Annotated in this window: 25 protein-coding genes; 8 read left to right on the top strand and 17 right to left on the bottom strand. The window is 68.3% G+C overall.

What is annotated here, in order from left to right:
* The first annotated feature begins 120 nt into the window (after window positions 1-120).
* The 6 genes from ACIBTM_RS10910 to ACIBTM_RS10885 all read left to right on the top strand — a co-directional run bounded on the left by ACIBTM_RS10910 (window position 121) and on the right by ACIBTM_RS10885 (window position 5,539).
* Window positions 121-693, top strand: a complete 573-nt coding sequence (locus ACIBTM_RS10910; protein ID WP_395876304.1) for a hypothetical protein — start codon at window positions 121-123, stop codon at window positions 691-693.
* Window positions 694-888: 195 nt separating this feature from the next.
* Window positions 889-1,296: a CoA-binding protein gene (locus ACIBTM_RS10905; RefSeq protein ID WP_395876303.1), complete on the top strand. Its 408-nt coding sequence runs from the start codon at window positions 889-891 to the stop codon at window positions 1,294-1,296.
* A 280-nt stretch (window positions 1,297-1,576) separates the two neighbouring features.
* Window positions 1,577-2,359: an IclR family transcriptional regulator gene (locus ACIBTM_RS10900; RefSeq protein WP_016337669.1), complete on the top strand. Its 783-nt coding sequence runs from the start codon at window positions 1,577-1,579 to the stop codon at window positions 2,357-2,359.
* 1 nt (window position 2,360) lies between these two features.
* Window positions 2,361-4,049 (top strand): L-lactate permease, encoded by a 1,689-nt coding sequence (locus ACIBTM_RS10895; RefSeq protein WP_395876302.1) that lies wholly within the window; start codon window positions 2,361-2,363, stop codon window positions 4,047-4,049.
* 107 nt (window positions 4,050-4,156) lie between these two features.
* Window positions 4,157-5,029, top strand: a complete 873-nt coding sequence (locus ACIBTM_RS10890; protein WP_395876301.1) for a nuclease — start codon at window positions 4,157-4,159, stop codon at window positions 5,027-5,029.
* Window positions 5,030-5,149: 120 nt separating this feature from the next.
* Entirely contained in the window at window positions 5,150-5,539 is a 390-nt protein-coding gene (locus ACIBTM_RS10885) for a sigma factor-like helix-turn-helix DNA-binding protein (RefSeq protein WP_395876300.1), read from the top strand.
* On the opposite strand, the gene ACIBTM_RS10880 is transcribed toward ACIBTM_RS10885, so the two are convergent.
* On the bottom strand, window positions 5,536-6,810 hold the full coding sequence (locus tag ACIBTM_RS10880; RefSeq protein WP_395876299.1) for an RNA polymerase sigma factor: 1,275 nt from the start codon (window positions 6,808-6,810) through the stop codon (window positions 5,536-5,538). The genes ACIBTM_RS10885 and ACIBTM_RS10880 overlap by 4 nt on opposite strands.
* A gap of 193 nt (window positions 6,811-7,003) precedes the next feature.
* The gene (locus tag ACIBTM_RS10875) at window positions 7,004-7,420 is read right to left on the bottom strand and encodes a YciI family protein (RefSeq protein WP_395876298.1); all 417 of its coding nucleotides are present in this window, start codon (window positions 7,418-7,420) and stop codon (window positions 7,004-7,006) included.
* A gap of 133 nt (window positions 7,421-7,553) precedes the next feature.
* Between ACIBTM_RS10875 and ACIBTM_RS10870 the strand changes: the two genes are divergently transcribed.
* Window positions 7,554-8,561 (top strand): small ribosomal subunit Rsm22 family protein, encoded by a 1,008-nt coding sequence (locus tag ACIBTM_RS10870; RefSeq protein ID WP_395876297.1) that lies wholly within the window; start codon window positions 7,554-7,556, stop codon window positions 8,559-8,561.
* Here ACIBTM_RS10870 and ACIBTM_RS10865 read toward each other — a convergent pair.
* The 4 genes from ACIBTM_RS10865 to ACIBTM_RS10850 all read right to left on the bottom strand — a co-directional run bounded on the left by ACIBTM_RS10865 (window position 8,543) and on the right by ACIBTM_RS10850 (window position 11,961).
* Window positions 8,543-9,457 carry a LysR substrate-binding domain-containing protein gene (locus ACIBTM_RS10865; RefSeq protein WP_395876296.1) on the bottom strand — a complete coding sequence of 305 codons (915 nt, stop codon included), beginning with the start codon at window positions 9,455-9,457 and terminating at the stop codon, window positions 8,543-8,545. The genes ACIBTM_RS10870 and ACIBTM_RS10865 overlap by 19 nt on opposite strands.
* Window positions 9,458-9,509: 52 nt before the next feature.
* Entirely contained in the window at window positions 9,510-10,223 is a 714-nt protein-coding gene (locus ACIBTM_RS10860) for a GAF and ANTAR domain-containing protein (RefSeq protein ID WP_395876295.1), read from the bottom strand.
* Window positions 10,224-10,255: 32 nt separating this feature from the next.
* Window positions 10,256-10,981: an ANTAR domain-containing protein gene (locus ACIBTM_RS10855; RefSeq protein ID WP_395876294.1), complete on the bottom strand. Its 726-nt coding sequence runs from the start codon at window positions 10,979-10,981 to the stop codon at window positions 10,256-10,258.
* Window positions 10,982-11,340: 359 nt separating this feature from the next.
* Window positions 11,341-11,961, bottom strand: coding sequence for a sigma-70 family RNA polymerase sigma factor (locus ACIBTM_RS10850; protein WP_395876293.1), 621 nt, complete (start codon window positions 11,959-11,961; stop codon window positions 11,341-11,343).
* Between the two features lie 304 nt (window positions 11,962-12,265).
* Between ACIBTM_RS10850 and ACIBTM_RS10845 the strand changes: the two genes are divergently transcribed.
* Window positions 12,266-13,453 (top strand): beta-1,3-glucanase family protein, encoded by a 1,188-nt coding sequence (locus tag ACIBTM_RS10845; RefSeq protein WP_395876292.1) that lies wholly within the window; start codon window positions 12,266-12,268, stop codon window positions 13,451-13,453.
* Window positions 13,454-13,672: 219 nt separating this feature from the next.
* Here the strand turns inward: ACIBTM_RS10845 and ACIBTM_RS10840 are convergent, their stop codons facing one another.
* From ACIBTM_RS10840 to ACIBTM_RS10790, 11 genes are all read right to left on the bottom strand, one after another.
* Window positions 13,673-15,820: a germacradienol/geosmin synthase gene (locus ACIBTM_RS10840; RefSeq protein ID WP_395876291.1), complete on the bottom strand. Its 2,148-nt coding sequence runs from the start codon at window positions 15,818-15,820 to the stop codon at window positions 13,673-13,675.
* A 105-nt stretch (window positions 15,821-15,925) separates the two neighbouring features.
* A complete protein-coding gene (locus ACIBTM_RS10835; protein WP_395876290.1) occupies window positions 15,926-16,705 on the bottom strand; it encodes a DUF3800 domain-containing protein in 780 nt (259 codons plus the stop codon).
* Between the two features lie 32 nt (window positions 16,706-16,737).
* The gene (locus ACIBTM_RS10830) at window positions 16,738-17,529 is read right to left on the bottom strand and encodes an ArsR/SmtB family transcription factor (RefSeq protein WP_395876289.1); all 792 of its coding nucleotides are present in this window, start codon (window positions 17,527-17,529) and stop codon (window positions 16,738-16,740) included.
* Between the two features lie 427 nt (window positions 17,530-17,956).
* Window positions 17,957-18,676 (bottom strand): hypothetical protein, encoded by a 720-nt coding sequence (locus tag ACIBTM_RS10825; protein ID WP_395876288.1) that lies wholly within the window; start codon window positions 18,674-18,676, stop codon window positions 17,957-17,959.
* A 160-nt stretch (window positions 18,677-18,836) separates the two neighbouring features.
* On the bottom strand, window positions 18,837-19,505 hold the full coding sequence (locus ACIBTM_RS10820; protein WP_395876287.1) for a response regulator: 669 nt from the start codon (window positions 19,503-19,505) through the stop codon (window positions 18,837-18,839).
* A complete protein-coding gene (locus ACIBTM_RS10815) occupies window positions 19,484-20,590 on the bottom strand; it encodes a hypothetical protein (RefSeq protein ID WP_395876286.1) in 1,107 nt (368 codons plus the stop codon). Before ACIBTM_RS10815 ends, ACIBTM_RS10820 begins: the two co-directional genes overlap by 22 nt.
* Window positions 20,587-21,681 (bottom strand): sensor histidine kinase, encoded by a 1,095-nt coding sequence (locus ACIBTM_RS10810; protein ID WP_395876285.1) that lies wholly within the window; start codon window positions 21,679-21,681, stop codon window positions 20,587-20,589. The genes ACIBTM_RS10815 and ACIBTM_RS10810 overlap by 4 nt, the downstream gene beginning before the upstream one ends.
* 87 nt (window positions 21,682-21,768) lie before the next feature.
* Window positions 21,769-22,284 (bottom strand): YbaB/EbfC family nucleoid-associated protein, encoded by a 516-nt coding sequence (locus ACIBTM_RS10805; RefSeq protein ID WP_395876284.1) that lies wholly within the window; start codon window positions 22,282-22,284, stop codon window positions 21,769-21,771.
* Window positions 22,281-22,781 (bottom strand): hypothetical protein, encoded by a 501-nt coding sequence (locus ACIBTM_RS10800; protein ID WP_395876283.1) that lies wholly within the window; start codon window positions 22,779-22,781, stop codon window positions 22,281-22,283. Before ACIBTM_RS10800 ends, ACIBTM_RS10805 begins: the two co-directional genes overlap by 4 nt.
* A 42-nt stretch (window positions 22,782-22,823) precedes the next feature.
* Window positions 22,824-24,278: a putative T7SS-secreted protein gene (locus ACIBTM_RS10795; RefSeq protein WP_395876282.1), complete on the bottom strand. Its 1,455-nt coding sequence runs from the start codon at window positions 24,276-24,278 to the stop codon at window positions 22,824-22,826.
* Window positions 24,279-24,338: 60 nt separating this feature from the next.
* Window positions 24,339-24,722, bottom strand: coding sequence for a hypothetical protein (locus tag ACIBTM_RS10790; RefSeq protein ID WP_395876281.1), 384 nt, complete (start codon window positions 24,720-24,722; stop codon window positions 24,339-24,341).
* Between the last annotated feature and the right edge of the window lie 30 nt (window positions 24,723-24,752).

Raw genomic sequence — 24,752 nt, 5'->3', positions numbered from 1 at the left:
CGACAGCCGAACTCTGCCTCCTCGATGGGGGCCGCACAAGACGCCCGTTCCACTGGCCGGTACGACGAGATTAGGCCGAAAGGGTCTCGCACGACCCCGATCATCACCTAGCCTGCTCCCATGTCCGATTGGACGCTCTCCCGGGCGAAGACCAGGATCGACCGCCGCGAGGAGCTCGACGAGCTCACCGCGCGCATCCGTTACGAGGTGCGGGTGCACCTCAACGAGCCCACCGCGCACAACGCCTACGACGAGCTGACCGACATCTTCGCCATCGGGCACGCGGAGTGTTCGGCGCTGCTCAAGCACCGCCGTGTCCTGCCGTTGTGGGAGCGCCTGCTGCTCCAGCGCTACACCCGGCGCCTCTACGGCAAGGCCGTCTCGGCGACCATCGGTGATCTCCCCGCCGACGCGGGGCCTGCGCCCGCGGCCGCGTTCGGCCAGGAGATCGCCTCCCTGACCCCGGATTCCGGCGACACCGGCGCGAAGTTCGACATGCAGGGCCGCGGCCTCGTCAACGTCTTCCGGATCGCCGCCGGGCGGCACGGCGAGATCTGGCCGGACCGCCACGAAGTCGCGACGACGTCCGCGCGCAGTGTCCTCACCTGTTCCGCGGTCTTCCTGCGGCGCCGCGTCTGGCATGTCGTCTGGCCGGTGTACCGGGTGCGCGGCCTGCGGCTCTGGAAGCTTTAGGTACCCACGGATTCCGGCCGCATCGTGAAGATGTGAAGGTGTGAAGGTCGAGTTTCCTCGGCTGAGCCGAGGGAAGGGGTCCTTCACGCGCCGCCGCTGGGGCTGATGGTGTTGCCGAGGCTGCGGGTGGCGATCGCGTAGTCCGCCCTTGCCCTCGTCAGGAATTCGCGGCCACCGACCGTGGTTGTACGGGGTATGACCGATCGCGCCACCGAGATCCTCGCCGGATCGAAGACGATCGCCGTCGTGGGACTGAGCCGCGATCCGGCCAAGGCCTCGCACGGCGTCGCCGCCGTGTTGCAGGCACACGGCTTCCGGATCATCCCCGTCCATCCTTCGGCGGACGAACTGCTGGGCGAGAAGGTCTATCGCTCGCTCACCGACATCCCGGAGCCCGTCGACATCGTCGACGTCTTCCGCCCGTCCGCCGACACCCCGCCGATCGCCGAACAGGCCGTCGCGATCGGCGCGAAGGCGCTTTGGCTTCAGCAAGGCATCGTCTCCGCCGAGTCCCGCCGGATCGCCGAAGAAGGCGGTTTGGACTACGTCGAAGACCGCTGCACGGCCGTCGTCCGAGCGGTCGCGAACCTCTCGGTGCGTTAGAAACGGACTCTCGACCGAACCCTCGCCGCGATTTTCCGGCGAGGGTTCTTTCATATCCGTGAACAGAAAAATGACCTCTGAAGTCATACGCCGAACCGGACCCGCCGAACGGATTGGTCCAAACCGGTGATCTTGACGGGAAGCCCGCGAGCTGGGAAAACTTGTCCGGTCGCCAGTTTGTTAAGAAACCTTCCCAAGGGTGGATCGAGCTGTTAACGTCCGAATCCGCTTAGCGGAAACAGGTGCCGGTGATCGGCACCCCGGTCCTACGGAGGGCGAAGTGGGCACACCACGCGGGCTGGATTCCAGTGGCACACTCGAGCGCGGTCTCGCGGTTCTCGAGCACGTCGGCCAGAACCAGGAGATTTCCACCAACGCGATCGCCAGGCAACTGGGTCTCTCCCGGAGCGCCGCCTACCGCATCGTCGGCACCCTCAAGAACCTCGAATACCTCGAAGCCGATCGCGCCACCGGCCGCGTGCGGCTCGGTACCCGGCTGGTCGAACTCGGCGCCCGCGCCATGGCGGCGACCGACCTCCACCGCTGCGCGCCGCGTTACCTGGCGTCGCTCGCCGAGCGGAGCGGCGAGACGACCTACCTCGCCGTCCCGGACAACGACACGATGGTCTACGTCGCCACCGAACGTAGCGCCAACGCCGTCACCCTGGCCTGCCGCCTCGGCACCCGCCGTCCGCAGCACGCGACGTCGCTGGGCAAGGCGTGGCTGGCGGCGCTGCCCGAACAGGACCGCGTCGAACGTATCCGCCGGATGAAACTCGACAGTCTCACCCTCAAGACGATCAACGACCCCGTCCGGCTGCTCGACGACCTGGCCAGGACGAGCCGTCGCGGCTGGGCCGTGGACGACGTCGAAAACGAACCGGACGTGGGCTGTGTGGCCGCCGCCGTCCGCGACCACACCGGACGGCCGATCGCCGCGATCAGCGTCGCGGGCCCCGCCGGCCGCGTGCTCCGCCGCACCGACGAACTCGGCGCGACGGTGGCCGGGACCGCCGCCGCGCTGTCGCTCCGCCTGGGTTACGTGCGCGCGCAAAGGGGCTGAGGTGGGCTGGTTCCAGGACTACCAGCCGGCGGGCGGGCTGTGGCTGTCCGCCGCGCTGGCGGCGCTGCCGATCATCGTGCTGCTGGTGACGCTGGGAGTCCTGCGCCGCTCGGCGCATCTCTCGGCCGGGCTGGCGCTGATCACCGCGCTACTGGTCGCGGTCCTGCTGTACCGCATGCCCGCCGGGCTCGCCCTCGATTCCGCGGCCATGGGGATCGTGTTCGGGGTGTGGTCGGTGGCCTGGATCGCGTTCCACGCCGTGTACTTCCACAACGTCACCGTCGCGACCGGACGCTTCGACGACATCAAGGCGGTCCTCGCCGGGTTCAGTGAGGACCGCCGCCTCCAGGCGCTGCTGATCGCGTTCGGCTTCGGCGCGCTGCTGGAAGGGATCGCGGGTGGCGGCTCGCCGATCGCGATCACCGCGGCGATGATGGCCGCGCTCGGTTTCCCGCCGGTGAAGGCGGTCGTGCTCGCGTTGCTGGCGAACACCGCGCCGGTCGCGTTCGGCGGCCTCGGCAACCCGCTGATCGTGCTGGGCAGGCTGACCGCGCCGATCCTCGGCATGAAACAGGAACAGGCGACGGAACTGTTCTCGTCGATGGTCGGGCGCCAGCTCCCGTTGCTGGCGCTGATCGTTCCCGGTTTCCTGATCGTGGTCCTCGCGGGCTGGAAGCGGATGATCGAGGTCTGGCCCGCCGTGCTGACGGCCGGTCTGTCCTTCGCGGTCATGCAGTTCGTCACCTCGAACTTCATCAGCCCGAGCCTCGTGGACGTCGTCGCCGCGCTCGCCGCGATGGCCTCGCTGTGGATACTGACGCGGTTCTGGCAGCCATCGGCGGTTTGGCGTTTCGACGGCGAAGAACCGGTGAAGGCCGGAGGGAGTCTCGGCGCGGCGAAAGCCGGACGCGGCGCGCTGTACGCGTGGGCGCCGTACATCGTCCTGATCGCGGCGATCTTCCTTTCCCGGATCGGGACGATCTTCAAGGACCTGCCCGGATGGCTGGACCTGACGAAACTGCTGCACAAGGCCGACTGGGTGTTCGCGTGGCCGGGGCTGCACAAGGAGGTCGTCCAGCACGCGCCGATCACGCCCAAGGACACGCCGTACGCGGCGACACTGACCGTCGACTTCCTCTATTCGCCCGGGACGGTCGCCTTGATCGCGGCGATCGCGGCGGGTTTCGCGATGGGCGCGAAACCACGGCTGCTGCTGGCGACCTATCGCCGGACACTGCACCAGATGCGGTGGGCGCTGGCGACGATCTTCATGATCCTCGCGATCGCGTTCGTCATGAACTACTCGGGCGCGACGCAGACCCTCGGCCTCGCGCTCGCGACCACCGGGGTGCTGTTCCCGTTGTTCTCCGCCTACATCGGCTGGCTGGGTGTCTTCCTCACCGGCTCGGACGCGTCGACGAACAGTCTCTTCGGGCCGATGCAGGTGATCTCGGCGCAGCAACTGCACGTCGACCCGATCCTCGCCGGCGCCACCAACACCTCCGGCGGCGTGATGGGCAAGATGATCTCGCCGCAGAACCTGTCCATCGGCGCCACCGCGATCGGCCAGTCCGGCAAGGAAGGCGCGCTGCTGCGGCAGACCTTCCTGTGGTCGGTGGCGCTGACCGCCGTGGTCGGGGTGATCTCGCTGCTTCAGGCGACTGTGCTGAGGTTCATGATCCCGTCGTGAACGTGAATTCGATAATGTCCACAATGGTCATCCGATCTTAACCGGCCATTGGGCTGGATGGATGAACACCTGGTTCACCCGCCGGAATGCGAACTACCGTTGTCCTCATGCCCATGACGCTGATCAAAGGTACGTTCCAGCTTGTCGGAGCCTCACCGGACGGCGATTCGGTGCGGTTCTATCCCGAAGACCCCCAGGCGACCAAGAAGGCGGGCCTGAAGGTCCGGCTCAATTCGCGGGGCGGGATGCAGTTGCGGCTCGACGCGATCGACGCGCTCGAAACGCATTACCAGGCCAGGGGAACCGGCGGGATGTGGCATCAGCCCGCGGAATTCGCCGACGCCGCCGCGGCGAACCTGCTGAAGTGCCTCGGCTTCAAAACGGTCGAACGCGACGAGCGGGGAACGGTCACTTCGTCGACCCCGATCAAGGTACCGGGTCACATACTGACGCGATTCGCCGACAAATACGGACGAGCCGTCGCGTTCGCCTTTCCCGGACAACGGCCGGGCCGGTCGGCGGATCTTTCCAAGGTCCATCTCGACGTCAAAACGCTGAAGAACTCCGCGAACTACCGGCAGGTCGCGGACGGCCTCGTCTACCCGACGTTCTATTCACTGCTTTATCCCGATCTCCGTGACGCCTTGGCCGAAGCCGCGGTCAAAGCCCGCGAGAACGGGCTCGGGCTGTGGCCGCAGGACGTCACGAACTCCGGGTTCAAGCTCGCGTCGCGGCGGCAACTCGCCGACGAACTGGTGATCCTGCCGAAACTTTTCCGCAGGCTCGTCGACTACCTCGCGCTCGACGAAAGCGGCGGGGTCTCGCTGACCGGCTTCTCCGACTTCCTCGACTCCCGCGACGACCGCCTGTTCACGATCCCGGACGGGCACGCGACGGAATTCGAGACCTTGGTGAGCGTGAAACGGCAGACGGTGCGCCTGACGATCGAGCCGGAGCGGATCGTCTTCATCGAGGCATGACCCACCCGTGTGGGCAAAAAGACCGTACCTCCCTCCCCGTGACCGTGCTCATCTGAAAGGTGGGAGAGGGAGCCGATGGAAGGACACGGTTCACGGCGGTCGGAGGAGGCCGGCGGACGGATGGAGACGAAACTCGTCGACGCCGTACGCGTCCTCGCCGTGCGTTACTGCCGGGCGCGGATCGGCCGTCGTTCGGGCACCTACGACATCGCCGACGCGGTCGCCAAGGACAGCTGCCGCGAGATCTTCGCCGGGTCGGGCGGGGCACGCGCGCTGCTCACCTTCGCCTACGACGTCACGCACCGGCTGGTCGACGACTTCCACCGGACCACCGCCGAACTGCCGAACCCGCTTTCGGGTTTGCCGGGGCAGCAGCGCGAGATCATGGTGCTGCGGTCGCTCGTCGGGCTTTCCGCCGACGACACCGCGCTCGCGCTCGGCTGCTCCGTCCAGGCGGTCCGGCTGGGGCAGCACCGTGCGCTGACCGCGCTTCGCCCCGCCCCCGCCTAACCGCGAGGGGTGCATTCGGCGGCCCGGTTCAGGAGCAGGGTGCGTTCCCGGTCGTTCCCGGTCATCTCCGCGGCGCGCTCGAACTCGGCGCGGGCCTCGTCGAGGCGGCCGAGTTTCGACAGGAAGTCGCCGCGCACGCTCGGCAGCAGGTGGTACGACTTGAGCGCGGGCTCCGACGTCAGCTTGTCGACGATCTCAAGCCCCGCCTCCGGCCCGACGGCCATCGACAACGCCACCGCGCGGTTCAGTTCGATCACCGGCGACGGGTTGAGTTTCCCGAGCCCTTCGTACAGGACGGCGATCCGCCCCCAGTCGGTGTCCTCGCCCGTCCGCGCCCGCGCGTGGCAGGCGGCGATGGCGGCCTGCGCCGCGTAGACGCCGAAAGCGCCGCCCGTGAGCGACTCGGAGAGTCCCAGCGCGGCGAGGCCGCGGCCGATCAGGAGCCGGTTCCATTTCGTGCGGTCCTGGTCCATCAGCAACACGGGTTCGCCATTCGGCCCGACGCGGGCGGCGGACCGCGAAGCCTGGATCTCCATCAGCGCGACGAGCCCGTGCACCTCGGGTTCCTTCGGCATCAGCCCGGCCAGGATCCGCCCGAGCCGCAGCGCCTCCTCGCACAGCGCGGGCCGCATCCAGTCCTCGCCCGCCGTCGCCGAGTACCCCTCGTTGAAGATCAGGTAGATGACTTCGAGCACCGACGAAAGGCGCGCGACCCTGTCCGCCCCCTCGGGCACCTCGAACGGGACCTTGGCGTCGCCGAGCGTCTTCTTCGCGCGGACGATCCGCTGCGCGATGGCGGTCTCCTTGGCCAGGAACGCCCGCGCGATCTCGTGCGTCTGGAGCCCGCCGATCATCTTCAGCGTCAGCGCCACCCTGGCCTCGGTCGAAAGCACCGGGTGGCAGGCGGTGAACACCAGCCGCAGCAGATCGTCTTCGATGTGGTCGTCGAGGCCCGCGGTGAAGTCGGGCTCCTCCTCGTACTCCTGCTCGCGACCGATCTCGCCGAGCTTCTTCTCGTATCGCTCGTTGCGCCGGAAGGTGTCGACGGCCCGGCGTTTCGCCGTGGTCATGAGCCAGGCGCCCGGATTCCTCGGGACGCCCGACTCAGGCCACTGTTCGAGCGCGGCGACCAGCGCGTCCTGCGCCAGCTCCTCCGCGAGGCCGACGTCGCGCGTCATCCGCGCGAGGCCGGCGATGAGGCGGGCCGATTCGATCCGCCACACCGCGTCGATCGCCGAACGGGAGTCTGTTGTTGCCGTCACGCCGACCAATCAACAGCGTCGGCGCGACGACCGCAACCCTGGCCGCGTCCGGCGAGGCTTGTTCGATGGGCTTCGTGGTCCAGGCGGTTCCTGACGGTGCGGGCGGATCGCCCTCGTACCGGGTCGTACTCGGGCGCATCCGCCCGTGCCGTCAGGGACCACCTGGGCGCGAAGACCGCGAACAAGACTCGCCGGAGGCGGCCTAGTTCCCCTCGGCCTGCTCCCGCAGCTTCTGCTCGTGCTCGACGATCTCGGGGGTCGCGTTGTCGAAGTCCTCCATCTCCGCGATCCGGCGGATCTCGATCTCGCCCTCGCGGAACGGTGCGCGCTTCATCCATTCAAGGACCTCGGCCCGGTCCTTGACCTGCAGGATCCAGAAACCCGCGATGAGTTCCTTGCTCTCGGCGAAGGGCCCGTCGACGACACGCGCCTCGGCGGTGCCGGAGTACTGGAGGCGGAAACCCTCGGAGCTGGGGAGCAGTCCTTCACCCGCGAGCATGACGCCGGCCTTCACCAGTTCTTCGTTGAACTTCCCCATCTCCTGCAGCTCCTCGGCACTCGGCTGAGCACCCGCGACGTCGGTCTTCTCGTCGCTCTTGACAATCACCATGAACCGCATCGAAGTCTCCGTTCCCGGCGGGGCTCGTCCCTGCCACATCTACGCGTCGATCGGGCACCCCAGGTTTCGACACGGTCCCCGAACTTTTTTCCGCGAGTATTCGAGCAGCCGGAAAACCCCAGGTCAAGCACCCATGAGAGAATCTCCGATCGTGCCTGGACTCCCCGAAACCCTCCGCTCCGCCCTCGACGAGGAGCTGGGCAAGTACCCGCAGAACAGGCTGGCCCAGTCCGTCGAGCGGCTCAGCACGCGCTACCGCGAGAACGCCCCCGCGAGCGCGCCCATCCTCTCGTCCGAAGCCGACATCGCGGCGTACGCGGGCTACCGGATGCCGGCCACGTACGCGGCTGTCCACGCCGTTCTCGCCGAAGCCGCCCTTCGCGCTCCAGGGTTCGCTCCGCGGACACAGATCGACATCGGCGGCGGAACCGGTGCCGCGATCTGGGCGGCGGCCGACGTGTGGCCGTCGCTGGAGGAGAGCACCGTCGTCGAGCAGGTACCCGGCGCCATCGCGCTGGGGCGGCGGCTCGCGGAGAACGCCGGGGACAAGGCCGTCCGGGGCTCGACCTGGCGGCGCGGCCTGATCGACCCGGCGGCACCCGCGCCGGAGGCCGATCTGGTGACCCTCTCCTATGTCCTCGGCGAGCTGCCCGAAGCCCGCCGGGCCGACACCGTCCGCTGGCTCTCGGCGAAGGCCTCGATGCTGGTGCTGATCGAACCCGGTACCCCCGCGGGTTACGAACGGATCGTCACGGCGCGGGATCAGCTCGTCGAACTCGGGCTCTCCCTGGTCGCGCCCTGCCCCCACGAGGGCGCGTGCCCGATCCCGCGCGGCAAGGACTGGTGCCATTTCTCCGCGCGCCTCCCGCGCACCGGCCTGCATCGCCAGCTCAAGTCCGGGACGCTCGGCTTCGAGGACGAGAAGTTCTCCTACGTCGTGGCCTCCCGCACGGCCACGGAACGCGCGGATGCCCGCATCCTGCGGCATCCGGCCAAACGCAAGGGCATGGTCAGCCTGTCCCTGTGCGCCGAGACCGGACTCACCGAGAAGATCGTCACCAAACGGCACGGCACCGCCTACCGCGCGGCCCGCGACGCCGAATGGGGCGACGCCTGGCCCGATCACTCCACAGTGGACTGACGGCCGCGCCGCGCCAGGTTGCCGACGGCGGTGAGCAACGCGCCGAGCGCCGGATTGTCGTTGCCGCGCCGCCACATCAGTTCGAGTTCCACCGGACGGCCCTCGACACCGTCCACCGGACGGAGCACGACGCCCTCGAAGCGCAGCGTGCCGGCCGCGGCAGGCACCAGCGCGACCCCGAGTTCCGCCTTCACCAGCGCGAGCACCGTATGCACCTGGCAGGGGTATTGCGTGTACTCCGGCGACACCCGGGCGGCACGGAACACCGCCACGAGCAGATCGTGGAAGTACCGGCCCTCCGACGGCGAATACATGATGAACGGCTCGCCGTCGAAATCGCGGACGCCGGGATTCTTCTTGCGCCGGGCCAAAGGATGCGCCGACGGCAGCGCCGCCAGCAACGGCTCCCGCCACAGCGGCAGGGTCACGATGTCGGCGCCGGTGACCGGCGGCCGGATCATGCCGAGGTCGATCCCGCCCGCCAGCAGCTCCTCCACCTGCGCCGCCGTCACCATTTCCCGGAGCACGAGATCGACGCCGGGCACTTCGGCGTGCGCCGCGGCGATGACCCGTTCGAGAAAGGAATACGCCGCCGTAGCGGTGAACCCGAGCGTCACGACACCGGCCTCACCCTTCTTCGCCCGGCGCACGTACAGCGTCGCCTCGTGCGACGAACGCAGGATCTTCCTTGCCTCGGCGAGGAAAACGCGGCCGGCGGGGGTCAGCCGGACCGTGCGGTGCGCGCGGTCGAAAAGCTCGACCCCCAGTTCGCGCTCCAGCAGCTGGATCCGCCTGCTCAACGGCGGCTGGGTCATCGAGAGCCGCTCCGCCGCCCGGCCGTAGTGCAGTTCCTCGGCCACCGCGACGAAACTCACCAGCTGCTCCAGGGAAAACACCCATCCAGTCTAGGAATCGGCCGGGGGCGGACAAGCGCCGAACCGGTATCGCTCAGCGCCGGATTTCCACCGTGCGGTCGATGATCCCGGTCGCCACGGCGAGGATCTTGCGGTTGTTGCTCCGCGCGTAGGCGCGCATTACGCCGAACGCTTCGCTGACCGAAACCCCGAGCCGTTCGGCGAGCACGCCTTTCGCCTGTTCGATGATCACCCGGCTGTTCAGCGCCGTCTGCAGTTGTGCGGTGATGATCTCCTGCCGCTGCAACAGGCGGTGATGCACGATGCCGATCGTGGCGACGTCCGCGAGTGCCTGGCCCAGCCGCAATCCCTCGTCGTCGACCAGGGCAGGGCTGGTGCCGAACAGGTTCAGCGCGCCGATCACTTCTTCCCGCAACCGCATCGGCAACGCGTACACGGAACGAAATCCGGCGTTCTCCGCCTCCCGTGAGAACTTCGGCCATCTTCCGCGCGCACGCACCAGATCCGGGCATCTCACCGGCGCGGCGTCCTGGTAGCAGTCCAGGCACGGCCCTTCGGAGTTCTGCAACTGGAACAATTCGAGCAATCGGGTTTGTTCGTCGGAAGCGGCCACCATGGTGAGCGTGCCGCGCGGCTCCGCGAGCAACAGGCCCGCGGTGCAGACGCCGAGCAGCTCGACACATCTGAACGCGAGCAGATCGAGGAATTCGATGAGGTCGAAGTCGTCGACAAGCGTGTCCGCCAGCTGTACGAAGGTTTCCCGCAAGGCGGTCGCCGAGTCGGTCATCGTTTCTGCTCTCTCCTTAAGCACACGACCCATCACGAGCCGGGCCGGAACGCGAACCGGCGCATCACCACGTCCTCGGCCACCTCGCTCAGCTTGCGGCCGTGGGCGAAGGCGTGGGCACGCAAGCGGGCGAGCGCGTCCACGAGCCCGATGTCGAGCTGGACCGACACCATGCCCGCGGCCTGATGGATTTGAGCACGATGCTGGGTGAATTCGAGGTCGATCAGTTCGGCGAGACCGGGCCTGCCGACGTCGACGTCGGCGACAGCGAGGGTGATCGCGGCTTCGGCGCAGACGAGCGCTTCCGCCTGGCCATCCACCGAAGGGAACCCGGCGAGTTCGCGATAGCAGTCGACCACGCCCATTTTGATCGCCCCGGCCTGAATGGGCACCGCGACGATCGATTTGACGCCTCTGTCGATCGCCTCGGGAGCGAACATCGGCCACCGGAGCGACGCCTCCGAACCGGTCATATCGGTGACGACGACGAGCATACCGCCGTCCATCACCTCCAGCGCCGGTCCTTCGCCCAGGGTGAACTGCAGGTCTTCCAATTCCCTGCTGCGTTCGTCGGTCGCGAAGACCGGCTCGGCGGGACCTCCTTTCGCGACGAGGGTGAGGCCGACACCCGCGGCCTCGAGAACCTCTCCGCAGACGATGCACGCGTGCTCCACTGTCACCGCGGAACCGGTTTCCGAGGCGAGGGAACGCAACTTCGCCCAGACCAGTGCGGTGTGATCGGGCCTTGTAGGCCTCATGTCTGCCTCTCGGCGTTGTCCGGTGCCGGACGAGCCCGCCGAGGTCAGGAGCGAACAGTACGGGCCTGTCGCCCGCGCCACGACCATCCTCGCACATTTCCGCCCTTTGCCGTGTCCCCGAGTATTTCTTCGGCACCAATGCAGTAGTCCGAAAAGCTGAAAACCCGGTTCGAATGGGGGCCAATGGTCCGTTCAGCCGGTTCCGGCGCCTCGGGCCGCGCCTAGGGTGGGACCCGAGACCGCTGCTCTGGCCCTCGGCGGCGGTGCTCGACGGCGAGCTCTGGAGGGGCCATGTGCGTTCGCATTCTCGAAACCCGCGCCAAACGGGATAATCCGTTGATCCGGCTGTTGTTCCGAATTCAGCTCAAGGCGTCCTGGCGCTGAGCGCAGGCGCGCAGCCTGCTGATCGCGCGATGCTTGGTCACCCGCACGCGTGATGACGTCGTACCGAGCGCCGCCGCGGTCTCGTTCGACGTCAGCTCGCCGATCACGCGCATCCCCAGCACTTCGCGGTGGGAGACGGGCAGCATCCGCATCAACCTGCCGAGCCGGACCCCGAGGTCGGTCCGCAGCGCGCGCTGCTCCGGTTCGTCCGCGTCCCCCGCCGGGCGTTCGGGAAGTTCATCGGTGAGCACCTGCTTGCTCCGCGCCGCCTTGCGGAAGACGTCGGCGACCTTGTTCGCCGCGATGGCGCGCAGGAGGAACAGGAAGGAACCGCCGCGCACGCCGTACCCGGGGACGGCGACCAGGACCGCGAGGCAGATCTCCTGCGCGACGTCGGCCGGTTCGAGATAGGTCAGCTCGTGGCCGCCGAGACGGGTCTCGGTGTACTGCCGCGCCCACGCCGCGACGGCGGACATGAGGTCGTCCATCCCGCTCGGCTCGCCGTCCACCGCGGCCTTCGCGAGGCCGTCCCAGCCGGCGGGAGAAATCCACGTCTCACCGCCGCCGGTTCTTCGCATCGGAAATTCGTCGCTCATGTCCCGCTCCCCACGGATGAGAAAACCCGGCCGCCGGGGTCCAGGACGGAACCCGGACAACGGTAGTCGAGGAATCCGGCCACCTCAATCGACGAAGGTCCGCCACGAATTGTCCGTCGAGGCGGAAAACCGGACAGATTCCCACCAGTGGTCTGGACATGTCGGCGTCCCGCGACGTAACTTCCCGTGCTGAGACCCCTCGCCAAGGTCACGCCCAGGCCGGGAACGCGCCCCCGGCCGACATCCGCAAGCACCGCCGCGGCGCGTCCACGCTCCGCGGCGGGATTCCGCCGAGGAGTGAACTGTGCGCATCCGCAAGAAAGTCCGGCGCGTTTTGACCGCGTTGGCGGTCGCCCTCCCACTGGTCACCGGTGTTTCGGCGCTTTCGGCGCCCGGCGCGGTCGCCGCGGGGCCCGATCCGCTGCCGCTGACCGTGACGAACAATTCGAACCGCTCCGACGCGGTCCACCTCTACGTGCTCGGCACGAACCTCAACACCGGGAAGCTCGGCTACGTCAACGCCGCGGGCACCTTCACCCCGTGGCCGCCGGGCGCGAACCCGCCGAGCCCCGCGCCGGACGTCTCGATCGCGGGCCCCGGCAACGGCGGCTCGACCACGCTGCGGATCCCGCGCATGCTCTCGGGCCGGGTCTACATGTCGTTCGGGCAGAAGATCAAGTTCTTCCTGACCCCGGACGGCCTGGTGCAGCCCGCGCCGTGGGCCGACGGCGACCCGAACCGCGACATCCTGTTCGACTGGAGCGAATTCACCTACGACAACGGCGGGCTGTTCATCAACAGCTCGCAGGTCGACATGTTCAGCGTGCCGCACGCCGTCGGGCTGACCAACGGGGCGGGCGCGAACAAGGAGGCCGGGCGCCTGAAGCCCGGCGGCCGCGAGAACATCTTCAACGCCGTCCAGGGACAGTCCGGATTCTCGAACCTGGTGTACAACAGGCTGCGGGTCCTCGCGCCGGGCAAGGGGCTCGACACCGGCAAGTTCAGCGGCACCTATCTCGACGGTTACGTCACGAGCGCCTGGAACACCTACAAGTCGACACCGCTCACCGTGGTCCCGTTCGAAGCCGAACCCGGCAAGAAGTTCACCGGCCGGACCGGCGGTGACGACGTCCTGCGCTTCACCGACGCCTCGGGCGCCGAAGTGGCGTCGTTCAGCAAGCCGGGCACCCGCGACGTCTTCAACTGCGACGGACGGCTGCACGCGCCGAACGACCAGGTCGTCGGCCCGATCGCGCGGACGCTGTGCGCGGCGCTGCACCGCTCGACCCTCGGCTCCCTGCACACGCAGCCGACGTACGACGCGGGCCAGTTCTACAAGCAGTCCGTGACCGACCACTACTCGCGGATCGTGCACGAGCAGATGGTCGACGGGAAGGCGTACGGATTCGCCTTCGACGACGTCGGGCACTTCGAGTCGCTGGTGCACGACGGGGACCCGCGGACCGCGCGGATCGTCCTAACCGCGTTCTGACGGTTCGGCCTCAGGCGGCACCCGTGTCGCGAAAGCCACTTTCGGGACGCTTCTGGTGAGTGTGGGTCGGCCGGGGACGCCATGAACGGTCCTTTCCTTGCAAATTTTGCAAGGAAAGGACCGTTCATGGCGTCGGCCGGGTCTCAGGAGGGGATTGCGAGAGGTGAGAGAGGCAGGTTGCGAGGACACGCCGTCAGGTCCTCTCGCCGCTGCCAGGCTTCAGCGCGCCCCGCTCCCGATCCGCCAGGCCGACATCCCGATCCCGCTCGGCGCGAGCGAGAACACCGGCGGCTCGGGAGTGTGGAGGCGTGCCAGCTCCTCCGGCGTGTACCGCACGCATTTCCGGTGCCATTCCAGGATTCCGGCCATCCAGTCCTTCAGGTGGTCCGCGTACCTCGTCAGCTCCGCACGGACGTCGTCACCGAGTCCGAGGTCGTCGCACATCCGCGGCAGATCCTCGTCCGCGAGCTGCTCGAACTGGGCCATCCGCGCGTTCATCAGCCGGGCGGCGATGTCGCGGGCCTCGATCCGGCCGACGTCCAGGAACCGCTCGACGACGTACACGAGGTTGTGCACCTCGCCTTCGTATTCGATCTCCTTCTGGTACGAGAACAGATCGTTGGAGAAGGCCGCGTAGTCCTGCGCCGCCGTGTCGAGTTCGAACAGGACGCGATTCCGGAAGAGCTCGGCGGGCACGACGTCGCCGAGCTGGAGGAGCGCGAGGCTCTTGGTCAGGTCGGAACCGAACGTCCGCCGGCGCATCTCCACGTAGTCGACCGGGTCGGGGACGCGGTTCTGCGCCTGGTTCCCGACCTCCCAGGCCCAGCTCGCGGTCATGCTCTCGATCGCCCGCCGGAACTCCGCGCGCGCGTGCGGGGACAGCGGTCCCGCGGTCCGGCCCCACAGGTCCGCGAGACCCGTCTCGATCGGGTTCGACGGCTTCGGTACCGGCTCGTCCGCGAGCGGCATGAACAGGGAAAGCCGGTCACTGCACAGCTTCGCGGCGACCGCGTCCCGTTTCGCCCCGAAGAGCAGCGGGAAGTAGTCGTCGCCGTACGTGCCCCAGGTGAGCCAGTCGGTCGACAGCTTCAGCCCGGCGAAGTCCGCGGCCGGATCGATCATCGCGGCGCAGTGCGCCAGGTCGATCCCGCGGCACCGGCGCTCGTCCCAGACCCCGCCCTCGAACATCCCCATCTCCCGCGCCCAGCCGGGTGCGTATTCGCGGGCGGCGGCGAGGTGGGGGCTGGTGCGCACGGGGTACGGCATGCGGAATTCCGGCAACGGCAGCCGTCCGGTCTTCGCGAACGGCGGGGGCGCCTGCTGCCGCACCCGCTGGACGAGGCCCAGCCCACCGGCACCGGAGGCCGCGTCCTCGTTCATGTACCTGCTCGACCGGGTATGCCATTCGTGACCGCCGGACTGCCAGTCCTGCAGGCCTTTGACGTACAGGCCCACCCCGATCTGCTCCGGCAGCGAGACGTCGCGCTCGGCGAGCAACGCGGGCACCTCGACGAGCGCGGTGTTCTCGAACTGCTGCAATCGCGAGGTCAGCAGATCGTTGGTGAGTTCGGCGGCTTCCTGAGTCGGGCAGTCGAGGAACTTCTCGAAGACGAGGACCGCGTTGGAGTTCTCGCCCTCTTCTCGCACTTCACGTTGGTAGGAAAAGAGATCGTTGCGAAGGTGGACGGCGTCGGCGAACGTGTCGCGCAGCACCTCCATCGGCCTGGTCGCCGCGATCCTGTCCGGCACCTCGGCACCGACGGCGAACTCGATGAGGTTCGCCGACCACGGCGCCCCGCCGACCCGACGGCGCATCTGGATGTATTCGATGGGGTTCGCGATGCGACCGCGGTCGATGTTGTCCAGTTCCCAGAGCGATTCGACCATCAGGTTGTGCGTGCTGGTGACGAAACGCCGCCGCCAGGCCTCCGACATCGAAGGAATGGTGCGCGCCCAAAGGTTCTTGAGCCCGGCTTCGGCGGGGTTCCCCGGTTCCGGCGCGCTTTCCCCCGGCCCGGTCATGAACAGTTCCAAGCGGTCCAAGTAGGCCTTGGCACCCTCGGTGTTCCGGGTGTACTTGAATTGCGCGAGGAAATCGTCGTCGAAGAAGAACACCCACACGTACCAGTCCGTGACCAGATCGAGGGACGGCCCGTCACAGTCCGGATGGGTGTGCGCGCAGAGCAGCGCGTAATCCATTTTCGCCAGCGCCTGCTCGGTCCAGACGACGTCACCGGACGGCGACGGCGAATCGAGCATCCCCATTTCCCTCGCCCAGGCCATACTGTGCGCCCGCGCCGCTTCGAGGTGCGGATTCATCCTGGCCGGATACGGCACGTAGAACTCGGGCAAGGTGAAAGCCTGCATCTGCGACTGCCTCCCGGGCCGGTGTCGGATCCGTTCCGACGTTTCCAGCCCGCCGCCGCGCCGGGCAACCGTCCACCCGAGCGATTCGGCGCACCATGGAGTGAATCAGTCCCAGAGGGACGCCGGGTCGACATACGGCGCGAGCAATCCGGTCAATATCTCGTCACCGTTTCCGTTCAATTCGTCCTCGGCGATCCGGCGGGCGACGCCGACGAGGAAATCGGCGGTCTGCACCCGCGGATCCGTCCGTGAATCCACGAACTTCACCCCGGCCAATCCCGGGCTCGACTCGATCCGCGCGAGCCGGTCCCCTTTGAGCGACGGTTGTTCGTCGTGGACGAGGAAGACCGGCTCCCCTCCCGCGCTCCAGTACTCGATGGCGCGGAGGATCGCGGGCACCAGCGGATCGAGGGTCTTGGCGTCACGCGCCCGGCCGACCTTCGCCCGCAATTCGTCGGTGTCCCCGGCCATCGCGAAGAACGACCCCGCCGCCGGATCCCGGCGGTTCCTGGTCCGCAGCACGTCGTTGAACGTGGCGAGGAGCTCGTCGTCCGGCCGGATCTCCGGGCCGAGGAGCGCCCGGAGTTCGTTCGCCAGCAACCGCTTCTTGTCCACGAGGTACACGTGGGCCCGCCCGTGGACCGGGCCGAGCGGACCGAGGAACCATTCGAGTACCCGCCGGTGTTTCGTGCGGAGAAGGTGGTTCGCCTTGTACTCGACCGCCGGGGAACGGATCCTTCGCCGCAGCTCGGCCAGGCAGGCCGCGGCCTCTTCGAGACTCAACCGGACCCCCGCGTGCGCGAACACGCCGGTCTGCCCGCCGATCAGTTTCTCGCCCTCGGAGCCGGACTCGTCGCAGGCGATCTCCAGGGGCACACTGCGCATCGTGCCCGATCGCGAAGACCCGGTCGACCCGGTTACGCGGGTCCGGGCAGCGGTTCGCCGGTCTCGAGCAGCGACTTGAGGCTCGACAGGATCGGCGGCCAGCCACCCTTGACCATCTCCAGCGCGGTGCTGCCCTGGTCGAAACCGTCGTGCACCACGGTCAGCTTCACCGTGTCGCCGACGGGTTCGAGGTCGAAGGTCACCTTCGACCGCGACTCGGCCTGGAGCTTCGCCGACACGTCGTCGTCGAGCCCCACCGACTTGGCGAACTCCGGCGTGAAGGTGTGCCACGTGTAGGACAGCCGCCGGTACGGGTCGGACTCGAGAACGACCTGTTCGGGATCCTCCAGCTTCACGCCGAGCTGCTCCCAGGCCATCGTCGAGCCGGCCTTCCAGTCCGAGGTGAACTCGCAACCCCAGTACCGCTTGGTGAAGGCCGGATCGGTGAGCGCCTGCCAAAGCCGCTCCGGCGTCGTCCTGATGTAGCTGGTGTACACGAATTCGTCGGTGCTCATGGGTTCCTGCTCCAATGCCTTCTTGAGGTCGGCGAGCGCGTCGACCCGGCCCTGGTGGTACCGGTCGATCCAGCGCTCGGCGATCGCGTTGATCGGCTCCGCGTTCACGTAGTGCAACTTCTCGCGGCCACGCCACACCGTGGTCACCAGATTCGCCGCTTCCAGCACGGCCAGATGCTTGCTGACCGACTGCCGCGCCATGTCCAGGCCTGCGCACAGCTCGCGCAGGGTCTGCCCGTTGCGGGCGTTCAGGTCGTCGAGCAACCGGCGCCTGCTCGCGTCGGCCAGTGCCTTGAAGACCTCGTCCATGCCGCTCTCCCTGATATGCAGCCTCGCGGCTGCCTTTTCAGGTTAGGCAGCCGCATGGCTGCATGTCAAGCTGGGGCGGGTTGTACATGAAGGCCCCCTTCCTGTACCTAGGCGCAAGGATGGGGGCCTTCATGTACTGGGGAAGGTGTGAAGGTCGAGTTTCCTCGGCTGAGCCGAGGGAAGGGGTCCTTCACGCGCAGCAGCTGTGACTGCTGGTGTACCTGGGTCGAGTGTGGCGATCTGGGAGTCCGTGAAGGCCTCCTTCACTACCTTCAGGGTAGGCAAGGAGGCCTTCACGGACCTGACCCGAACCGCCGCTCCCTGTGGTTGACCGGGGGCGAAGGCTCCTTTCGTCGCATCAGACTCGGTGAAGGGAGCCTTCAGCCCACACCACCCCGCTAGCGCGTGAAGGCCCAGCCGTCCGGTCTCAGTGTTTCGGTGCCTTGCCGATGGCGACGGTGGCCAGTGCGGTCGCCCCGTCCTTGACCGGCGCGCCGTCGGTCTGGTTGGTGTAGTCGACGTGGTACACGACATTGCGGTATCGCGCCGTGACCGCCACCGAGTGGCCGCGTTTCCCCTGCTGGACGAGCAAGGCTTCTTCGGCGTCCTTCACATTCACCGCGACCCCGTTCGGGACCCGGCGTTTCAGGTGTTCCTTCGCGGCTTCGACCCCGGACCTCTTGCCGGTGGCGCGATAGACGTAGCTGGTGACGATCACGTGCGCCGCCCGGACCTTGTCCTTGATGAAGGTGTCGGTGTTGCTCCAGACGCACTGCCCCTGCTCCACGTAGTCCGCGGTCATGTTGCCCGAACCCGCCTCGAAGTCCGTCCGGCCGGGTATGTAGGGAGCCACCTCGCCCTTGTCGAAGACCGCACAACCGATCGGCGCCTTCGCCAGGTCCTGTGAGGCGTCCACCGGCGGTGGCGCGTCGGAGCCGCCCTCCCTGACGAACACCCAGTACCCGCCGAAAGCGAGCCCGAGCACCACGACGGTGCCCAGTACCAGCATCCCGATCAGCAGCCCGGTCTTCTTCTTCCGAGGTGGTGGCTGCTGGTGCCCCCAGCCGGCCCCCTGCTGGGGATAGTGCTGGTAACCCTGCCCCGGTTGCGGTACGGGATACGACCCTGGCGGACCGGGCTGGCTCATCGAACTCCCTCGGGCGTCTTCCTCGGAGCGGCACGCCCCTGGTCGCGGCAAAGGGCCGCGGGCGGTTCGGTACCCCTCGTCACCGAATGCCCGCGGCGCCCGTGCTCCGGCGACGTTAGACCGGCCGCGGCCCCCGGAATGTCCGGTGAACGCCTGACACCTACGCCTCGTTGAGCTCGGCTAGCGTGATGACACCGTCGTCGAGTGCCCGGGTGACGAGTTCGCTCTTGGTGCGGGCTTCGCGTCCGACGCCCGCGTACTTCACCCGCACCCGGGTGATGTGCGTGTCGACGGTCTTGACGGTGATGTGGAGTTTCGCGGCGACGAGTTCCTTGGAAGAGGCGGCGAACCATGCCCGCAGTACCTCGATTTCCCGCGGGGACAGGCGTGGCCTGCCCGGGGAGTCGTCCGCGGCGAGCGCGCCGGACAACGACGGCGCCGTGTACGCCTGCCCTCCGGCGACAGCCCTGATGGCGGGCACGAGGTGCTCCGGCCCCTCACGTTTGGTCAGATATGCGAGCGCACCGAGATCGATGCACTTGATCGCGGTGGCGTCGTCCGCGTGCTGCGAGTACACGACCACGCGGCGGCCGCTCTCGACCAGGCGGCGGAGTTCACCGAAGCCGGGATTGCGAGGCACCAGCTCGAGATCGAAGATCACCACGTCGGCGTCGGCGCCGGGGCCGGTCCACACATCGGCGAGGCGGTCACCGGCGTCGTGGAGACCGATCGGCGGGTCCGCCTGCTCGCACCAGTACCGCACCCCCGCCGCGATCGCCGCGTGATCGTCCACGATCACCGCCGTGATCAGCTTTCCGCCGGCTGCCATCGGGCCTCCATCCAGACTGTTCCGTCACCGTCGAAGATCTCGACCCGCACATCCGGTGTGGCCGGCGTGGACACGATCGGCTCCACGCAGTCCGCGACCACGTTGACCGACACCAGCCCGGCGCCTCCGGTCACGGTGACCCGCGCCCAGGATCCGGCCGTCGCCAGCGCGGTGAGCGCGGCGTCAGTGAGGTCGCGCCGTACGGCCACCGGCGGCACGGGCCAGTGGCCACGCACGTCCAAGTCGACCTCGACGCCTTTGCGGTCGGCGATATCCGCACAGTGCCTCAGCTCGTGCAGCAGCGGGTTCTCCACCGCGTCGGTTTCGGCGAACAGCCGGCGCATCCGGGCCGCTTCGATCGCACATCCCCGCTGCACCAAGGGATCCGACGGCAAGAGCGAACCGTCCGCCAGCCCCGCCAGCAACGGGACGGTCGTGTCGGCGAGTTCGGCGATCCGCTGCGTGCGACGACCGTGCGCGCCCGCCGCGGCGGCCTCCGCTGTGCGCAATCGTTCCAGTTCCCGGGTGGCACTGGCCGCCCGCGCACCGATCCTGCCCAGCATGGCCGCGACCACGGCGACGCACAGCGGAAGACCGAATACCGTCACCGAACCGGTGACGAACCGGGCCAGCACGGTCCGGTTCACGTCGTGGAACACCAGCAGGTTCGCCAACGCGAGCGACTCGTGCGTCAGCAGGAAGACCAGCATTGTCCTCAAAGGACGATCGAGCAGGACGACGACACCCGCCCAGTTGGCCGCTCCGAACAACCAGTCCACGGTGGTCGCGGTCTTTCCGGCCGGCAGGGTCAGGTACGCCAGCGTGGACGCGGCCAGCACGATGACGATGGCAAGCCGCCGCGCCCGGCCCCACGGCCGCCGCCGTACGACCAGCACCACCTCGACGGCCAGCACCGCGGTCAGCGCGGCCAGCGCGGCGAACTGAACCGCGGGCAGGTCGTGGGATTTCAAGCCCCGCGACAGATTGCTCAGCCCGAGCACGTCCACGGTCAGTATCGCGACGAGCAGCACGGCGATCCGCAGTCCACGCCTCAGCTGTTCCTGGGTCGCTTCGCCGTCGCTCATGACGACCATTTCAACCGGACCACCGTGCCCACCCCTTCGGCGGAGGTGATCGTCGCCGTGCCACCGACCCGGTTCATCCGGCCGTGCACGGATTCCCGCAGCCCGCGCCGTGCCGTCACGGTGTCACCGGCGGCGAATCCCCTTCCTTCGTCGGAGATCTCGACCAGCAGCGTCCGCGCGTCGCCGCGCAACCGGACCCATCCCCGGTCGGTCCCGGCATGGCGGCGGACATTGTTGAGCGCCTCCCGGACCGCTCCGGCGATCGCACCCGCCACGTCGGACGGCAGCGACAGCCGCGGCGGTACGTCGAGTTCGACCGTCAGGTGGCCGGTGCCGAGGTCCGCGCGGAGCAGCTCGACGAGGTCGGCCTCCGGCGATGTCCGCCCGCCGTCGAGGGCACGCAGCCGGTCCAGGTCGCGACGTGCCTGCGGGGCCAGCCAAGCCGCGCCTGGGGGTACCTGCCCGAGGCCGACCATCAGCAGGGTGGTCGCCGCGGTGTCGTGCAACGAGTTCACGAGTTCCCGTTCCTCGGCGCGGACGGCCGCCGCCACGGCGGCCTCCCTCCGCACCTTCTCGGCCTCGGCCGCCATGCGATCGGCACGCTCGGCGGCGCGGGTGACCAGCACCCAGGCCGCCCTGGACATCGCGGCCATCACCGGAACCCACACCTGCGACGCACTCAAGTCGAGCCCGGCGGCGGCGAAGACGACGAGCATCCCGCCACCGGCGATCAGCGCCGCGAGGGCACCGGTCAGCGGTGGGGTGTGCCATTGCCAGGTCACGCACGCGAAGACGACCAGGAGCCGAAGCCAGCCGGTATTGCCGTCCGCCTCGGCGCCGGTCCAGAACACGGTGAGGCACAAACCCAGCAGCACCACCACGTCCACGGCGATCTGGCCACGCCACCGCCACCGTCCCTGCACACAGGTCCAGACCACGGCGGCGGCGACCACCACCGCCGTGGCCGTGAACTCCGCGGACGAGCTTCTGAGCAGACCGATCGCCGCTATGGGCGGCAAAGTCGCGACCCGCACGACGACGGCGTAGCGGCGCCCGAAACCGCTCAGCAGCCGCCCGGCCTCCCCCGCCACCCGCTACCTCGCCAACCGTCGAACCCGGCAAACCTCGCGCGGGTGACCATACCGGCCACCAAGGTCAGGCAGTGCCGGTTCCCTGGTTCATCGGCGCCTGCCGTTTCGGTACAGCTGGAATTCCCCGAAGAATTCGTCGTCGTCGCGCTTGCGCCGCCGGCCCCCGGCCGGAGTTCCGCCAGGGTGCACGGGTTCTCTTTGCGCCGGGGCAGGCCCGGGCTCCGGCGGCGGCCGGTCACCGAACAGCTTCCGGTCGGCGTCGAGCACACTGTCCAGCAGGCGGGTATCGCCGAGGCCGCGACGGACCACTTCGGCCTGCTGTCGCACCGCGTCCGCTCGCGCGGAAGCGATCGTGTGCATGACCGTGGCCGACAGATCCGATGGTTCGATGGCGCGCGCACGGTCGCCGAAGGTGAGGCCGGTGACCTCACCTCCCGCGCTCGCGACCACGGTGACCACACCGTCCGGTGAAGTGGCGGTGCCCTCGACGGTCTTCAGCTCACCTTCCATCCGTTGGTAGGCCTCGGCTCGCCGTTGGTTGCCGGCGTTCGCGGTGTCGATCGCCTCGATCCGGCCGAGCAATCGCCTGGCGTATTCGCTCATGGTGTGTGCTCGCCTTCCTCGGGACGGATGGTCGACACGAACTTCTGGAAGTCCCCGGCGACCTGGTCGAACTGCTCCGGGAGCGCGCTGAGCACGATATGCAGCACTGCCCGCCGACGCGGTTCACGCTTGTCCCACATGCCGAGGAACACCTGTAGTTGCACGACATCCTGGCGGCGGCCGTCGAGCACCATCGACAGCCGGACGGACTGGGTCAGCCCCGGATTCGCCGGCGATCCGGACTCCTTTCGCTTGCCGAGCCGCGCTTCGGGGTCTGTCCGCCGCAGTGTCTCCAGCGCCTCGTCGGCGATGTGCGCCAGCGGGATGTACGACTCCCGGATCTCGCCGGTGATCGTGATGTTGGCGGTGAACCCCTTGCCGGCGGGCGGATGCAGCGCCACGAACGCACAGCCCCCCGCGCCGACCTCGTCAGGTGGCGCCGACAGCCAGCCCTCGGGAAGCGAGAACTCGATCGGCACCGGAAGTGTGGCTACCACGTTTTCTCCGTCTCCGTGTTGTCCCGGATGGGCGTTCCGGCCCTAGAGCCAGTCACCGGCAGCGTCCCACGCATCACCGGCGGCGTCCCAAGCATCGCCGGCGACATCGGCGACGTCGTCGGACACGTCGGCGACCGTGTCGACGACCTCGGCGGGATCGACGGACACGTCGAAACCGGCACTGGCACCGACGCCGAGCGCGGCACCGGCCGACGCACCGATATGGAACTTGCCGTCTTCGCCCATGCCGAACTGTCCGCTGGCCTCCACACCGACACCGACCCAGACCTCGCCGTTGGCGCCGGCCCCGAGGCCGCCCGCCTCGGCGCTGACGTCGCCTCCGGCCTTGGCCCCGGCGAAGGCTTCGACGCTGCCCTCCGCCCCGGTCCAGCTGATGTTCCCCTCGGCCGAGGCTTCGGCGCCGACCATGGCGTCCGCGCTGCCCGAAACGCCGGCGTGCTCGCCGAAGTTCAACTCACCTTCGGCATGGCCCTGGGCCAAGTAAGCCTCCGCATGGGCGGCACCGCTCGCCCCGAGCCAGCTCGCCGTACCGCTCGCCCCGGCACTGGCGCTGAGCACCGAACCCGAAAGCCCGCCGCTTCCGGAGACCGTGCCGTTGTCGAACTCGCCATCGATGCTGCCCTCACGCAGCGCCGCGGCCGCCTCACGTTCCCAGCCCACCTCCGTCACATCGATGCCCGCGGCCTCGGCGATGGCCTGAAGGTCCACCAAATCGGCGTCCGGGTCGCCGAACTGGTTGGCGTAGCTCCTGTTGATACCGTCCTGCTGCCAGCCGCCGGGGTCCACATCCTCGTACTCGCCGGTCTCGGGGTTGAAGACCCGCTCCGTCTGCCTGTTGTCGGCTCCCCACGCCCCGCCCCCGGGAAGGTCCGTGGAATAACCACCCTCGCCGTCGGAGTCCATCCCGAACGCCATCGCGGCGAAGTTGCCGAACATGGTCGCGATCGAGGCACCGTCGCCGCCGACCCCGAACGCCCGCGCGACCGAATCGCCGGTCGAGGCCACCGCTTCCCGAGCGGCGTCCAGGATCGACTGGGCTTCTTGTGCGAGCCCTGCCCCCGGATCCTGGAACATCCCGATCGACTGCCCCAGCTCCATCGCCTGCCGCGCCAGTCCGGTGAACTGTTCCAGCGCGGTCCTGCTCGCGGCCTGCGCCTCGGTGAACAACTCGATCGCGCGCTGCGCCTCACCTTGCGCCCACGTCAGCGTGTCACCGAAATCGGCGAGCGTTTCACCGCTCTGACCGAGGAAATCCACGGCCTGGAACCATTCGGGTATCGCGGCGCCGAACGCGTCGCGGAAGGAGTTGGCACCCTCACCGGTCCATTCCCTCGGATCGACACCCCGCAGACCGTCCCCGGCACCGCCGACCAAGTCGATATTGCCCACCAGTTGCCGAAGGTCATCGGCGATCGACTCCGGCTGCCCTGGAATCAGCGCCCTCGGATCGGTGGTCTCCCCCAGCTGAACCGCCATCACCAGTACTTCCCTTCGAATTCCCTCGCCGCGCCGTACCGCGCGTTGTCACCGGACACGTCAGGGGTTGAGCCTCGCCGCGATACCGCTGCCCGCCGCACCACCGATCGCGGGACCGATGGCCGCCCCCGCCGGACCGCCGGCGAAACCGTCGAGCAGGCCGCCCAAACGAGACAGCGCCTGCTCCGATTCCTGATCCGACACCTGGTACCGGCCGGCGGCGGTGCGTACCAGGTCGCCATGCTCGTTCGCCTTGCCCCGCAGTCCATCGACATGCGCCTTCGCGTTTTCGATGAACCGAGCCCAGCCTGCCTGCACGCCGGAATTCCCGTAGTCCCCGCTCGGGCCGTTCCAGGGCAGGCCATCGACGACCATGACGACGTCGGTGATCCTGTTCGCCGTCTGGTGCAAATCATCGAAGACCGCACCGAACCCGTAGGTCATGTTCACATCCCCATTGCAATAACCATGATT

Origin of the sequence: Amycolatopsis sp. NPDC049868, assembly GCF_044461365.1 — a bacterium.
Lineage (GTDB): Bacteria > Actinomycetota > Actinomycetes > Mycobacteriales > Pseudonocardiaceae > Amycolatopsis.
Note: the sequence above shows the minus strand (reverse complement) of the source record. Positions and strands in the feature narration are given on the sequence as shown.

Coding starts and splice junctions, on each gene's coding strand:
- ACIBTM_RS10850 (WP_395876293.1), bottom strand. CDS start 11,961: ATGAGCGACGAATTTCCGATGCGAAGAACCGGCGGCGGTGAGACGTGG.
- ACIBTM_RS10885 (WP_395876300.1), top strand. CDS start 5,150: ATGGAGACGAAACTCGTCGACGCCGTACGCGTCCTCGCCGTGCGTTAC.
- ACIBTM_RS10855 (WP_395876294.1), bottom strand. CDS start 10,981: ATGAGGCCTACAAGGCCCGATCACACCGCACTGGTCTGGGCGAAGTTG.
- ACIBTM_RS10805 (WP_395876284.1), bottom strand. CDS start 22,284: ATGAGCGAATACGCCAGGCGATTGCTCGGCCGGATCGAGGCGATCGAC.
- ACIBTM_RS10835 (WP_395876290.1), bottom strand. CDS start 16,705: ATGCGCAGTGTGCCCCTGGAGATCGCCTGCGACGAGTCCGGCTCCGAG.
- ACIBTM_RS10815 (WP_395876286.1), bottom strand. CDS start 20,590: ATGAGCGACGGCGAAGCGACCCAGGAACAGCTGAGGCGTGGACTGCGG.
- ACIBTM_RS10795 (WP_395876282.1), bottom strand. CDS start 24,278: ATGGCGGTTCAGCTGGGGGAGACCACCGATCCGAGGGCGCTGATTCCA.
- ACIBTM_RS10840 (WP_395876291.1), bottom strand. CDS start 15,820: ATGCAGGCTTTCACCTTGCCCGAGTTCTACGTGCCGTATCCGGCCAGG.
- ACIBTM_RS10870 (WP_395876297.1), top strand. CDS start 7,554: ATGAGAGAATCTCCGATCGTGCCTGGACTCCCCGAAACCCTCCGCTCC.
- ACIBTM_RS10820 (WP_395876287.1), bottom strand. CDS start 19,505: ATGGCAGCCGGCGGAAAGCTGATCACGGCGGTGATCGTGGACGATCAC.
- ACIBTM_RS10890 (WP_395876301.1), top strand. CDS start 4,157: ATGCCCATGACGCTGATCAAAGGTACGTTCCAGCTTGTCGGAGCCTCA.
- ACIBTM_RS10825 (WP_395876288.1), bottom strand. CDS start 18,676: ATGAGCCAGCCCGGTCCGCCAGGGTCGTATCCCGTACCGCAACCGGGG.
- ACIBTM_RS10875 (WP_395876298.1), bottom strand. CDS start 7,420: ATGCGGTTCATGGTGATTGTCAAGAGCGACGAGAAGACCGACGTCGCG.
- ACIBTM_RS10905 (WP_395876303.1), top strand. CDS start 889: ATGACCGATCGCGCCACCGAGATCCTCGCCGGATCGAAGACGATCGCC.
- ACIBTM_RS10910 (WP_395876304.1), top strand. CDS start 121: ATGTCCGATTGGACGCTCTCCCGGGCGAAGACCAGGATCGACCGCCGC.
- ACIBTM_RS10790 (WP_395876281.1), bottom strand. CDS start 24,722: ATGACCTACGGGTTCGGTGCGGTCTTCGATGATTTGCACCAGACGGCG.
- ACIBTM_RS10860 (WP_395876295.1), bottom strand. CDS start 10,223: ATGACCGACTCGGCGACCGCCTTGCGGGAAACCTTCGTACAGCTGGCG.
- ACIBTM_RS10830 (WP_395876289.1), bottom strand. CDS start 17,529: ATGGACGAGGTCTTCAAGGCACTGGCCGACGCGAGCAGGCGCCGGTTG.